Raw genomic sequence first — 12,600 nt, forward strand, 5'->3', positions numbered from 1 at the left:
ACCCCTTCAAGGAGGAACTTCCCATGCATAAAAAAATCGCAACGACTGTCCTGTCCGCTTCTCTGCTCGCCGCTTCCTTAGGCGGTGCCGCTTCGGCCGCGTCCGCTACGAACTTCCGCGATCTGCAAAACGTAACGGGCCACGACAAGATTCTCGCGCTGCATGACAAAAAAATCGTCAGCGGCGTGAGCAAAACGGCCTTTGCGCCGCAGTCGAAATTAACGCAAGCCGAAGCGCTCCAGCTTATCGTCAACGGGTTTAAACTGGACGAGAAACCTTTGACGGATGCGTTGATCGCGCTGAATACTCTTTTCCCGGCTGTCAAAGAAGATGCTTGGTACGCCAACGCGTTCAGTTATGCGTACTACAACGGCGTCGATATCCCGAAGTCGGTCAGTCCGTCGGCAACGATCACCCGGGAGCAATATATCGATTACGTGATGACGGGTCTTCAAGCTGTAGGAAATATGCCGGCTATCGACGTAGTTGCTCAAGAGATCGCGGACGGCGACAAGCTCAATCCGGCATACCTGGATTCCGTACAGTTGGCGATCGTATTCGGCATTGCGGAACTGGATTCCGAGCGTAACTTCAATCCGACTCACGAGATTACACGAGCGGAAGCAGCCGTGATCTTATACAATGCGGTGGAGTTTTTGGAGAAAAGTTCTTCGAATCAAGTGAACTCGAATGATGAACGCATCATCGACGTGCTGCCGCATGAACAACCGACCACGGCTCCGGCAGCCGGTCTTTATGCAGCTCCGGAGAACGGCAAGTTCTTCTCGACAGGCAGCGTGCAGCAGGCGATTGACGAACAGGCCGCTCCAAGCACGAAGGTACAGGTCGCGGTAACGCTGTTCGAGAACGGATCACCGATCGATGAACAAAGCGCCAAAGGCGCCGCAGAGCTGAAGCGTCTCCAGTTACTCGGCTACGATATCGATTATGCCCAAGCCTGGACGTATCAAGGCAATCTGGAGAAGGTGGAATACACGTATATTTCCGGCGTGTTCACGGCAGAGCAGCTTGAATCGTTCCAAGCCTCTGCAAACTACGGTTATGCTTTCGACTTTGCCTCAAACGGTGACGGATCGGCAGTATTGGGTAAAAACGATGCCGTAACAGGTACGAAAAGCCCGCGTCTGATTGCGGAATAAATAGCGGATAACCGAAATAGCGATAAAAAATGTTGCAAGCTCTCATCGTTCTCTCTCGGATTGCGGATTAATCGCACAACCGGGATGGCGGATGGAGCTTGCAACATTTTGTTTTGAGGACCTCTTTTTCGGTACGGGTTGGTATTCCCGGTCAAGCCGGAAACTGCACGGTAAACGTCGTCTTTTCGCCGACCGTGCTTTTCGCCGAGATCCGTCCTTTATTTTGTTCCACAATGGAGCGCGCGATCGCAAGTCCCAGCCCGTGTCCGCCCTGTGAGCGGGTACGCGACTGGTCGGTACGATAAAAGCGGTCGAATACGCGCGGCAGATGCTCGGCGGGAATGCCTTCGCCCGTGTTGCTCACCGTTAGCACGACCTCGCCGTGTTCCTGCTTCAGCGACACGTCGATCCGGCCTTGCGCATTCGCGTATTTAATCGCGTTGTCCAGCAGGATCATCGTGACCTGCACGATCTGCTCGCGGCTTCCCGTAATGCTGAGCGCGGGTTCGATTTCGTAGTCGAGCGTCAGATCCTTTTCGAAAACAACGGCTTCCATCGTCAGCATGACGTTCTCCACCGCATCGCTCAGATCGAAACGAGCCTGGATCATATTCGAGCGGGAGTCGTCCATTTCGGTTAGATAAAGCAAGTCGCCTGTCAGCTTCGCCATGCGTTCCGTCTCGGATTTAATATAACGAAGCCATTTTTCCTGACTGCGGATCGTCTCGTCCCGGTTCGCCAGCAGCACGTCCGCGTTGGTGTTAATGACCGCGAGCGGCGTTTTCAACTCGTGCGAGGCGTCTCCGATGAACTGCTTCTGCTTCTCGAACGCTTCGCGTACCGGCTGAATCGAGCGGTTGGCGAAGAATCGGCTGAAGAAGAACAGGACGACCAGCATCGCCAGCCCTACGGCGAGGAACGCGTAGACCAGCGTCGTCAAAATCTCTTCGCGGGACGTCGTGTCGATAAATACGTACATCGTTCCGTCTTCCGTCTGCATCTTTTGGAACGTCCAACGGCTGTTGCTGAGCGTGAAGCCGCCGCTGTCTTTGCCGTCGGCTACCGCCTGCGCAAGCGCTTGGGCGTAATCGTCTTCCGTCATGCTGAAGCGGGATTCCGTATCGATCAGCGTACCCGAAGCGTCGGTCAGCAGCATGAACGAGACCGACCGTTCCGGCGCATTGTTTCCGCCGAAGCCGTTCATCGGGGGCTCGCCCATATCGAAGCTGCCGTTTTGCGAGCTTGAACCGCTGCCGCCCGTATTTCCGCTTCCGTTTGCCGTATCCGGGATCGCACCTTTTTGACCGGAACCGCCGCCCGGCATCTCGCCGTTTAATCCGCTGCGGTACATATTCGTCGTGCGCTCCAGATCCATGCCGATCTCGTCGTGCACCTGTCGGTACGTGATCGTGTAGATCGTGGCGAAGGCGACCAGCATGATGATGACGATCGTGACCAGATTGACGATGAGGAATCGGTTGCGCAGCTTTTTGAACAGGGGGTTCATCGGCATGTTTTTCATATTCAAGCCGCCCATTACGCTTTGCCCTCCTCCAGTACATAGCCGACGCCCCGGATCGTGGTGATGCGCGTTTCCGAGCCGAGGAAGTTCAATTTTTTACGCAAAAACGAGATATAGACCTCCACGTTGTTATGCTCCGCTTCCGAGTCGAACCCCCACAGCTTTTCGATGATTTGTTCCTTCGACGTCACCGCCTGTTTGCGCACGATCAGCAGCTCAAGCAGTTCGCTTTCTTTCGGATTCAGCTTGATTTCTTTGCCGCGTACCGTCAGCTTCGGATTGGTTGCGTTCAACTCCAAATCGCCGAACTTAAGCGCGTCTTCCGGCATGACCTCGCCTTTTCTGCGCATCGCGGCCCGGATTCTTGCCAGCAGTTCGTCTGAGGAAAAAGGTTTCGCCACGTAATCGTCCGCTCCGTGATCCAGCCCCGCGATTTTGTCCGGGATCTCGCCTTTGGCTGTCAGCAAGATGACCGGGACGGCCATGCCTTTGCTCCGTACGTTTTTCAAAATGCTGATGCCGTCCATGCCCGGAAGCATGATATCGAGCAGCAGCAGGTCGTAAATATCGCTGAGCGCGTAATCCAAGCCGTCTTCGCCGTCGTGCACGACATCGACCGAATAATTGTTCTTTTTCAAAATTTGAGACAGGGCTTCCGCCAGATGCAGCTCGTCTTCCACGATTAGGATTCGCATGTCTATATTCACCCTCTGTTTAATTTTCGTTTGAATGGAGGCTTTCGTTTATCGATTGTCTTCATTATATCGGGAAAGGCTTTAATGAACCTTAAGGTTTTGACGCGGCGAGATTAAACGCAAAAAAGACGCTCTCCGGTGGGAGAACGTCTGGGTGTCGAGAAAGTTACGTAGGCGAGGGAATCGAGAAGACTGCGAGAAAAATTCGTTCAAGACGCTGTCTCACTCGGAAAATGGATTGGATTTAAATAAGGAGTTTTCCGAGTTCAAAGGCGTCTTTCACTGAATTTTTCTCTCCGTCTTCTCGCTTCTAGCTACGTTGGAGTTTCTCGACACGCTGACGCTCTCTGGGTGGAGAACGCCTTTTTGAAAAGGTAAAGTGATTGTGTATGCCAAACTGCTTAATTATTGCGCCGTATATCCGCCGTCCACGATCAGGCTGCCGCCGGTCATGTACGAAGAATCGTCGCTTGCCAGGAACAGGACGGCCGTCGCCATTTCGTCGGCTTGGCCGAGGCGTTTCATTGGCGTGATTGCGGCCAGTTCTTTTTTGTTTTCTTCCGGGATGATCGGCGTGTCGATGAAGCCTGGGCAGAGGGCGTTTACGCGAATGTTTTGGTCTGCATACTCAAGTGCCAGGGAACGGGTCAGGTTGATGACGCCGCCTTTGGCCGCGTTATAGGCTGCCGATCCCGGGGAACCGACCCAGCCGTACATGGAAGCGGTGTTCACGATCGTGCCGCCGCCTGCTTTGAGCATTTCGCGAATAGATTCACGGGCAACGAGGAATACGCCGTCCAGATCGACGTTGACGGTGTTGCGCCATTCCGAGTAGTCCAATTCATGGGTAGGTTGCACGCGTCCGATTCCGGCATTGTTGAATACGATATCGACTTTGCCGAATGCTTCGACCGCTTGTTTGAACAGGCTGGCTACTTCTTCTTCGCTGGTGATGTTGGCTTTAACGAATACGGCTTCGGCACCTTGCGCTTTCAGTTCCGCTTCGAACGCTTTGCCTTTTTCCTCATTGAGGTCGGCGAGTACGACTTTGGCTCCTTCTTGTACGAACAAACGAGCAGTTGCCGCACCGATACCCGACGCTCCGCCTGTAATCAACGCGATTTTATTCTGTAATTTTCCCATTTTGAATTCCTCCCGTATAATAAATGAATGAAATTTAATTGAAATTGTGCGTTTTTGGTCACAATTTAAGTTTACTCCGATGAGTTCCGATAACAATCATTAATATGACGGCAAATGTCTGATTAATAGACAGATGCGACCTAAATGTCTTGCCAGAAGGAGAATAATAATGACGGAAGTGCGAAATGGGACGTCTCCTCGCCGTAATCGAACCAAAGAACATCTGCAAGAGGCTTTGGTCAAACTAATCAAATCCAAAGGCTATCATGCCGTAACTGTGAGAGATATCGTTGACACCGCCGCTTATAACCGCAGTACCTTTTACGTGCAGTACCCGGATAAGCCAGGTTTGGCGGAAGATTTGCTGAATGTCATGCTTCAAGGCTTGGAAGATTCGGTCGGCAAGCCGTACGTGCCCGGACACTGGGTGAATTCGGCTGCTCTTGACGCGCCTTCATTCAACATCCTGACTTACATCCACGAACATCGCGACTTTTTCGAATTGATCAAATACGAAGATACCCTGCCCGGCATACATACCGCCATCCCGCAGACCTTTTTAAAAATCTATATGGAACAATTCGACTTCGAAACCATCGATAACCGCCCGGTCGATATGGATTACTTCAAGAAATACACAGCCTACGGCTTTTACGGACTTGTCTTAAACTGGATCACCGAAGACTTCCGCGAATCGCAAGAAGAGTTCGTCAAAAAAGTCATCGACCTGACGCGCACCCATATTTATTCGTTTCAATATAGAGGCAAATGATCGAGCATCGAGCTTGAAAACGAACTTGGATCGGCGCGATTGTCGTACAAAGTGAATTCAAGAAAAGAAGAACCGGAAATCCAGTTCTCAACGTGTCCAGAAAGTCCAACGTAACTGGAAGCGAGAAGACGGAGAGAAAAATTCAGTGAAAGACGCCTTTGAACTTGGAAAACCCCATTATAAAATTTCAATCCCGTTTTCCAAGTGAGACAGCGAATTGAACGAATTTTTCTCGCAGTCTTCTTGCTTCCCCGTACCAACGTAACTTTATCGACAATCCTGAGAACCGGAACCCCGGTTCTTTTTTGTTGTGTAAACGCTGCGTAAAATCCCCCACACCATTTTACAAACTCCTCGATTTATTTAAGATTCGCTAAAGGTTGCAGGCCTAAGATACAGACATGGCAAGGGAACACCGACAACTTCACAACGAAAGGAACGAGGAACATGGCAATCGAGGTCTTCAACCGGTACGAGAGCAAATACCTGATGGATCATGCGTCTTACGAGAAAATTTACGCGGCGCTGCTGGAATATATGGAGAAAGACGAGTACAACAAAAACGAATTTTATTCGATCAGCAATCTGTACTTCGATACGCCGCATGATTCGCTCATCCGTCAAAGCCTAGCCAAACCGAAATACAAGGAAAAACTTCGTCTCCGGGCTTACGGCGTACCGAACGAAGACGCGAAAGTCTATCTCGAAATCAAAAAGAAAGTGTTCGGTCTGGTCAACAAACGCCGCACGGCGCTAAAGCTGAACGAAGCCTACGAGTTCGTCCGCACCGGACAACCGCCGGAGTTTCAACCTTACATGAACGCGCAGGTGCTGGACGAGATCGAATACTTCCTCCGCCTGTACGACCTGGACCCGAAAGTTTATCTCTCCTACGACCGTAAAGCTCTGTTCGACAAGACGAGCCGCGACCTGCGGATTACCTTCGACACCAACATCCGATGCAGACGCTACGACGTCCAACTGGAACGCGGCGATTACGGCGAACAACTGATGCAGCCCGGTCAATGGTTGATGGAAGTCAAAGCGGAAAAGACTGTACCGGCGTGGTTGTCCAAAATGCTGTCCGAACACGGCTTATACCGGACGAGCTTTTCGAAATACGGCAACGAATACAAAAAGCTGCTGAAAACCCGAAGAATGATGCCCGACCTGCAACCCAACATTCAATTGAACGCGATCGGCGATCTGCCGACTACAGAACGCGCAACCGAAAAGGAGACTGTGCTTTATGCTTGATTCCATCCTCAACAGCACCACGACGAGTACCACCGACCTGACTTTGAGTAATGCGCTGGTGACCATCGGCCTGGCGATCGTGCTGGGCCTGATTATCAGCCTGACGTATATGAAGACCAACAAAGCCACTTATACCCAAGGCTTCACCCTCACGCTGATCGTTCTCCCGATCGTCGTCGCCGTCATTATCCTCATGATCGGCAGCAACGTGGCCCGCGCATTCAGCTTGGCCGGCGCGTTCTCGATCATTCGCTTCCGCAGCGCGGCAGGCGATCCGAAAGACATCACCTACGTCCTGTTCACGATGGCGGCAGGCTTGGCTTGCGGCGTCGGTTCTCTCGGCTACGCGGTACTGTTCACCGTAATCCTCTGCGTCGTGATGTTCGTGCTCAGCCGTTTCAAATTCGGAGTCAAAAAATCGCAGCAAAAAACGCTTAAAGTCACCATCCCGGAAAACCTCGGCTACGAAGAAGCGTTCGAAGAAGTCTTCAACAAATTCGGCGTACAGCATGAACTCAAAAAGATCCGCACCACCGAACTCGGCAGTCTGTACGAACTCGTTTACTCCGTCACCATGGATCAGAATGTTAACCAAAAAGCATTCCTCGATTCGATCCGGACCCGCAACGGCAACCTCGATTTGTCGCTGACGATGGCTCCTCCGGTGACGGCGGAATATTAATTAAGAAGCGAAGGGAAGAGAACTCTCATGAAAAAAGCAACCAAGATCGCGAAAACGAAAAAGTTCAAAGCCAACAAAAAAATGGCGGCAGCCGGTCTGCTCGGCGCGGTGCTGCTGACCTCGGCGAGCGTCGTTCCTGCGGCAGCGGCCGGATTGACCTGGAATGCCTCGAACGGTTATCTGATCAACGCAACCAGCAGCAATACGACCAGCACGACGTCCGCTTCGACTTCTACAGGCACGACCGCATCTACCGCATCCGATTTGAAAGTGACCAACATGACCGTCTCGGATCTTGTCACGTTAAAAACGAAGGATTACGCGACAACGTGGAGCACCGGAACCTATACGACGATCAAGCTGAACAGCACAAGCGCAACCGTTAGCGGCTCGGGTGCCAAGGCATCCGGCAGTACGGTTACGATCTCCGAGGCAGGCACGTATGTCGTGAGCGGCAAACTGACGGACGGGCAGATCGTCGTTGCGGCAGCGGACACGGATGATGTGCATATCGTCTTCAAAGGCGTGACTTTGGCTAACGATTCGACTTCGCCATTCTATGTAAAGTCGGCGGATAAAGTCGTAGTCACTCTGTCAGCGGGCACAACGAATACGATCACGGACAGCAGCACCTATACCTTTGCGGAGGGCGAAGACGAACCGGATGCCGCGATGTTTAGTAAAGCTAATCTGACCATTAACGGCACCGGAACCCTGAACGTCACGGGCAATTACAAGGACGGTATTCGCAGTAAAGATAATCTCAATATCGTCAGCGGTAAAATTACGGTCAAAGCGGTCGAAGACGCCATTATCGGTAAAGACCGCGTCGTGATCGAAGGCGGCACGTTCAATATCGATGCAGGCTTCGACGGAATCAAATCCACCAACGATACCAATACGGCAAAAGGCTTCGTTGCGATCTCGGGAGGCACGTTCAACATCACGGCAGGCAATGACGGCATTCAGGCCGAAACCGCGCTTGTCATCGATGGCGGGGACTTCGACATCGTAACGGGCGGCGGTTATGAAAATGGACGGACGCATACCGACGACTTCGGCGGCGGTGGAGGCTTTGGCGGTCAAATGCCAGAAGATTGGACACCGGGCGAAATGCCGACGAATGCGGATGGCACAGCGATGACCTTCCCGACCAATGCAGACGGCACAACCATGACGCCGCCAACCAACGCGGACGGAACGGCGATGACGCCTCCGACGAACTTGAATACAGCCTCCGGTACTGAAGCGGACGAAACAACGGAAGAAGCGGAGACGACCGAAAGCATGAAGGCGCTCAAAGCGGGCACCGAATTGGTTATCAACGATGGAACATTCACGATCGATGCGGCTGACGATGCGGTGCATAGCAACGGCAACGTGAATATCACAGGCGGAACATTCGACGTCGCGACCGGAGACGACGGCTTCCATGCCGACGCGGTACTGGAAATCTCGGACGGTACGATTGAGGTTACGAATAGCTATGAATCGTTGGAAGGCTTTATCATCAATATCAAAGGCGGCGATATTGACGTAACCGCTTCGGATGACGGTGTCAATGCGGCTGGTGATGATCCGACGTTGGCAGCAACGACGGATACGACGTCTACAGACAGTGCGGCAACAACAAGCAGTGCGACACCAGCAAGCAACACGCAAACAGCCGCAGCTTCTACATCCAGCGCAAGCAGCTCTTCAACTGCAACGACAAGCACCGCGGCGGCAGCCGACACGACGACCGATGCGACTTCCTCCGCTTCGCAGACGCCAGGCAACGGTATGATGCCGGGCGGCATGGGCGGCGGAATGATGGAAGCCAGCAACGCCGAACTGAATATCAGCGGCGGAACCCTAACCGTTAACGCAGGCGGCGACGGTCTGGATTCCAACGGTTCCGTCAATATGACGGGCGGCACGGTGATCGTGAACGGCCCGATGGATAACGGCAACGGGCCACTCGACTATGACGGCACATTCGAGATCAGCGGAGGTACCCTGATCGCAGCCGGAAGCTCGGGCATGGCACAAGCCCCTTCGACTTCATCGAGCCAACGTTCGCTGGGCATTACCTTTGCCGCTTCGCTGAGTGCAGGAACGCTTGTGCATGTGGAAGACTCGGCGGGCAACAACGTTCTGACCTTCGCTCCGTCCAAATCGTTTAGTTCGGTCGTGGTTAGCTCTTCCGCGTTGAAAGCAGGCGAAACGTATACCGTTTCGACAGGCGGCACATCGACGGGTACGGAGTTTGACGGTCTCTACACAGGCGGAACGTATAGCGGTGGAACAACTTACACAACCTTCGAATTCTCAACGAGCGACGCCACAACCTGGGTCGACGAATCCGGCGTAACTGCCGGACCGAGCGGCATGGGCGGATTCGGCAGTGGAGGCATGGGCGGCGACGGCACGACCCGCGGCCCGCGAGGTACGCAATCAAGCAGCACGTCTACTACGACAAGCACAACAACGGCGGAATAATCGGAAAATTTAGCCCTAAAGCAAGGCCTTCCCTTTTCATAAGGGGAGGCTTTTTTCGTGAGGAATAGTTGGCTTTTCGCGTTTATAGACTGAATGCTTGAATATTCGATAAAGCTCGCAAGTATGGAAGTTGACCACTGATTGGAGGCAGGTATGGATATCATTTTGATCGCAACCTTTTTAGCAGCGATTCTGAGTTTTTTTATCGTATATATCTTAATAGGTATTTTCAACGCGCACGCAAATCCGAAAAGCCGCATCCTTGTGAGTTTTTTGACAGCCATTCTTTCCTTGATTTTCTTTGCGTTTATGGCTGTGATCGTGGGCCAAGTATCTTTGATTACCCTTTGATATTTTTGTGCACCGATTGCAAGACTCGGATCGGCGGCTGCTCTTAGCGGCTTTCGATCTCGCGCTCAAGTACGGATACGAATCGCCGGAAGCGTTCACTCGGGCTTTTAAAAAAATGCACGGAATTACTCCGGCAGACGCACGAAAGCCCGGCATCAGGCGCAAAGCTTATCCGCGAATTTCCTTTCAACTTTCTAATGGATCTATTCGGCAGATCGACGCTAATCGGAAATATAGGCGAACACCTTATCAACAAATCCCGGAATTTTGGCAAACCTGTATTGCCGACGGCACCGTCGACCGCATCCGCGCAGCACCGCGGCAATGGTATGTACGAGATGGAAATCTGGATTCCCATCGCGCCAAAAACAAATAAAAACTAAACCCATCCCCACCCGCTGGCAACTTCTTCCCGCCACGGGTTCTTTTCATATCTATTTTTATTGCAAACGCAATAAAAATAGACTATATTTCTGAGTGTCGCTTACACTAACCCAACTCCGGGAGCGAGATCGTTTCGAACCGAAGCGCAGGTCGAAACGATCTCGCTCCCTCTCCCACCCGGAAAGGAATGATAAAAATGACAACTACAATCCGAAAATGCGACATCCAAGACTTGAAAACCCTCCGCGAAATCGGAATAGAAACCTTCAACGACACCTTCGCCGAGCAAAATAAACCCGAAAACATGCACGCCTATCTAGCAAAAGCATTCGACGAAAAAAAGTTCCAACAAGAACTGAACACCCCAAACTCTTCCTTCTTCTTCATCTCGCATAACAACCAGCTAGCCGGATTCCTAAAAGTAAACGTCGGCACCGCACAATCCGAACCGATGGGCGACGATAGCCTCGAAGTCGAACGCATCTACGTCCGTAAATCGTTCAAACGCATGGGTCTAGGCAAAAAACTCATGAACTACGCCTTCGAACTCGCCAACCAACAAGCCAAAACAAAAATCTGGCTAGGCGTCTGGGAAAAAAACACCTCCGCCATCCTTTTCTATGAACAACAAGGCTTTGTCCTAACAGACAAACATTCTTTCTGGATGGGCGACGACGAACAAATCGACTGGATCATGACAAAATCGCTAGCTTAATTTTGCCTTCGTCCTTTTAATTTTATCTTTTCGCCTTTAATCTTTTCTTCTCTCTACTACCCCACCTCCGGGAGCAAGACCGTTTCGAACCGAAGGGCCTTTGCCCTTAGAGGGAATGGACAACGAAGCCCAGGTCGAAGCGGTCTTGCTCCCGCCCTCCCATCGTTATGCTAGAATCGAAGTGAAAAGATCAATACGCGAAAGGCGGTCTCCTACATGACCTCATTGCCGCTTCGCCGAGGCCAGATTATCTCAAGCATCGTGCTGCTGTATCTGTTCACGCGCTTGCTGCCCGATTCGAATTCGGCGCGCTGGGCTTCGGCGATCTTATTTCTGGCCTTTATCGTCGGACTGGCGATTGCTCCGCGAGTCCAAAATCCAACCATCCGATTGCTCGTATTCGGAGGCCTGTACGCGGCGTCCGTCGCCTATTGGCTGGCGTTCGGCCACGACACGTCGCTGCTGCTGATCCTGCAAGGATTTCTGGTCAGCTATATCGCGCTATTACTGGTCGAACCCGCTTCAGCGGTACTGGCGAGCGCGATCGTGGCGTTTACTTTTATTCTGCAAATCGAGTATGAAGGGGCCTCCTGGGAGAGCTTGCTGAGACAGGATTTGTTTATTTATGTCGGACTGTACGCGCTGCTGCGCATGATCCGCATTAGCCGATCCAAACAGCGCGAACAGCAGCGGCACGCGGAAGAGTTGAAGATTATTCATGCCAAGCTTCAGCAGGCGCATGAGGAATTGGAACAGGCTACGGTGCAGTCGCTGCGTTATGCCGTGTTGGAAGAACGCAGCCGGATCGCGCGGGATATTCACGACAGTATCGGCCATCGTCTGACCTCGGTCATCGTTCAGCTTCAAGCTCTGCCTTACGTGTTGAAAAGCGATCCGACAGAATCCGAACGTATCGTGCGCACGGTGCTGGAAGTGGCGCGCTCATGCATGCAGGAAGTCCGTTCCGTCGTGCACGAGATGGGTACGGACGAGAGTGGGGCCGGGATCGTATCATTACGCAGCCTGGTGCAGCAGACCTCGGCCGTTCCGGGCGCGCCGAAAATCAGTTTGAACATTGAAGGGGAAGAGGCAAAGAGACAGCAAGAGTGGCCGCCGCAAATTGCGGCAGCCTTGTACCGTTGCTTGCAGGAGGCTTTAACGAACACGATTCGCCATGCTCAGGCGCATCAAGTAGAGGTTACGATCAAGCAAAGCGAGAGTCGTCTGGCGCTAAATTACCGTGACGACGGTATTCTCAAGCCGGGAGAGTCGTTGCAAGAAGGCTTTGGATTGGGCGGGATTCGCAAACGGTGCCGGGATGTCGGCGGGGAATGTATCATCGCGGTACGGGAACCGCACGGCATCGCGATCGATATTGCGCTGCCGCTGGCGATCGATCGAGACAAGGGAGATGAGCAGCATGACTAACGCGGAATCT

11 protein-coding genes are annotated in these 12,600 nt (G+C 52.4%); 8 read left to right on the plus strand and 3 right to left on the minus strand.

Features of this window, described 5'->3' with window-relative positions; translation table 11 throughout:
- The first annotated feature begins 23 nt into the window (after nucleotides 1-23).
- Nucleotides 24-1,160 carry an S-layer homology domain-containing protein gene (locus SACSAC_RS27060; protein ID WP_051507052.1) on the plus strand — a complete coding sequence of 379 codons (1,137 nt, stop codon included), beginning with the start codon at nucleotides 24-26 and terminating at the stop codon, nucleotides 1,158-1,160.
- A gap of 151 nt (nucleotides 1,161-1,311) precedes the next feature.
- Here the strand turns inward: SACSAC_RS27060 and SACSAC_RS11580 are convergent, their stop codons facing one another.
- From SACSAC_RS11580 to SACSAC_RS11590, 3 genes are all read right to left on the minus strand, one after another.
- Complete coding sequence (locus tag SACSAC_RS11580; RefSeq protein WP_084778018.1) at nucleotides 1,312-2,697, minus strand: ATP-binding protein; 1,386 nt, start codon at nucleotides 2,695-2,697, stop codon at nucleotides 1,312-1,314.
- Complete coding sequence (locus tag SACSAC_RS11585; protein ID WP_037286464.1) at nucleotides 2,697-3,377, minus strand: response regulator transcription factor; 681 nt, start codon at nucleotides 3,375-3,377, stop codon at nucleotides 2,697-2,699. The genes SACSAC_RS11580 and SACSAC_RS11585 overlap by 1 nt, the downstream gene beginning before the upstream one ends.
- Nucleotides 3,378-3,782: 405 nt before the next feature.
- Nucleotides 3,783-4,520 (minus strand): SDR family NAD(P)-dependent oxidoreductase, encoded by a 738-nt coding sequence (locus SACSAC_RS11590; RefSeq protein ID WP_037286466.1) that lies wholly within the window; start codon nucleotides 4,518-4,520, stop codon nucleotides 3,783-3,785.
- A gap of 169 nt (nucleotides 4,521-4,689) precedes the next feature.
- On the opposite strand from SACSAC_RS11590, the gene SACSAC_RS11595 reads away from it, so the two are divergent.
- From SACSAC_RS11595 to SACSAC_RS11625, 7 genes are all read left to right on the plus strand, one after another.
- Nucleotides 4,690-5,292, plus strand: a complete 603-nt coding sequence (locus SACSAC_RS11595; RefSeq protein ID WP_037286467.1) for a TetR/AcrR family transcriptional regulator — start codon at nucleotides 4,690-4,692, stop codon at nucleotides 5,290-5,292.
- A 447-nt stretch (nucleotides 5,293-5,739) separates the two neighbouring features.
- Nucleotides 5,740-6,549, plus strand: coding sequence for a polyphosphate polymerase domain-containing protein (locus tag SACSAC_RS11600; protein ID WP_037286470.1), 810 nt, complete (start codon nucleotides 5,740-5,742; stop codon nucleotides 6,547-6,549).
- The gene (locus tag SACSAC_RS11605; protein ID WP_037286472.1) at nucleotides 6,542-7,231 is read left to right on the plus strand and encodes a DUF4956 domain-containing protein; all 690 of its coding nucleotides are present in this window, start codon (nucleotides 6,542-6,544) and stop codon (nucleotides 7,229-7,231) included. The genes SACSAC_RS11600 and SACSAC_RS11605 overlap by 8 nt, the downstream gene beginning before the upstream one ends.
- Nucleotides 7,232-7,258: 27 nt before the next feature.
- Nucleotides 7,259-9,712 (plus strand): carbohydrate-binding domain-containing protein, encoded by a 2,454-nt coding sequence (locus tag SACSAC_RS11610; RefSeq protein ID WP_084778019.1) that lies wholly within the window; start codon nucleotides 7,259-7,261, stop codon nucleotides 9,710-9,712.
- Between the two features lie 153 nt (nucleotides 9,713-9,865).
- Complete coding sequence (locus SACSAC_RS11615) at nucleotides 9,866-10,063, plus strand: hypothetical protein (RefSeq protein WP_037286473.1); 198 nt, start codon at nucleotides 9,866-9,868, stop codon at nucleotides 10,061-10,063.
- 580 nt (nucleotides 10,064-10,643) lie between these two features.
- A complete protein-coding gene (gene paiA, locus SACSAC_RS11620; protein ID WP_037286476.1) occupies nucleotides 10,644-11,162 on the plus strand; it encodes a spermidine/spermine N(1)-acetyltransferase in 519 nt (172 codons plus the stop codon).
- Nucleotides 11,163-11,378: 216 nt separating this feature from the next.
- On the plus strand, nucleotides 11,379-12,590 hold the full coding sequence (locus SACSAC_RS11625) for a sensor histidine kinase (protein ID WP_051507053.1): 1,212 nt from the start codon (nucleotides 11,379-11,381) through the stop codon (nucleotides 12,588-12,590).
- The last annotated feature ends 10 nt before the right edge of the window (nucleotides 12,591-12,600 follow it).

Origin of the sequence: Saccharibacillus sacchari DSM 19268, assembly GCF_000585395.1 — a bacterium.
GTDB lineage: Bacteria > Bacillota > Bacilli > Paenibacillales > Paenibacillaceae > Saccharibacillus > Saccharibacillus sacchari.

Excerpts from the sequence above, each read along its gene's own strand:
- SACSAC_RS11600 (WP_037286470.1), top strand. The coding sequence starts at position 5,740 with ATGGCAATCGAGGTCTTCAACCGGTACGAGAGCAAATACCTGATGGAT.
- SACSAC_RS27060 (WP_051507052.1), top strand. The coding sequence starts at position 24 with ATGCATAAAAAAATCGCAACGACTGTCCTGTCCGCTTCTCTGCTCGCC.
- SACSAC_RS11615 (WP_037286473.1), top strand. The coding sequence starts at position 9,866 with ATGGATATCATTTTGATCGCAACCTTTTTAGCAGCGATTCTGAGTTTT.
- paiA (WP_037286476.1), top strand. The coding sequence starts at position 10,644 with ATGACAACTACAATCCGAAAATGCGACATCCAAGACTTGAAAACCCTC.
- SACSAC_RS11580 (WP_084778018.1), bottom strand. The coding sequence starts at position 2,697 with ATGGGCGGCTTGAATATGAAAAACATGCCGATGAACCCCCTGTTCAAA.
- SACSAC_RS11610 (WP_084778019.1), top strand. The coding sequence starts at position 7,259 with ATGAAAAAAGCAACCAAGATCGCGAAAACGAAAAAGTTCAAAGCCAAC.
- SACSAC_RS11590 (WP_037286466.1), bottom strand. The coding sequence starts at position 4,520 with ATGGGAAAATTACAGAATAAAATCGCGTTGATTACAGGCGGAGCGTCG.
- SACSAC_RS11595 (WP_037286467.1), top strand. The coding sequence starts at position 4,690 with ATGACGGAAGTGCGAAATGGGACGTCTCCTCGCCGTAATCGAACCAAA.
- SACSAC_RS11585 (WP_037286464.1), bottom strand. The coding sequence starts at position 3,377 with ATGCGAATCCTAATCGTGGAAGACGAGCTGCATCTGGCGGAAGCCCTG.
- SACSAC_RS11605 (WP_037286472.1), top strand. The coding sequence starts at position 6,542 with ATGCTTGATTCCATCCTCAACAGCACCACGACGAGTACCACCGACCTG.
- SACSAC_RS11625 (WP_051507053.1), top strand. The coding sequence starts at position 11,379 with ATGACCTCATTGCCGCTTCGCCGAGGCCAGATTATCTCAAGCATCGTG.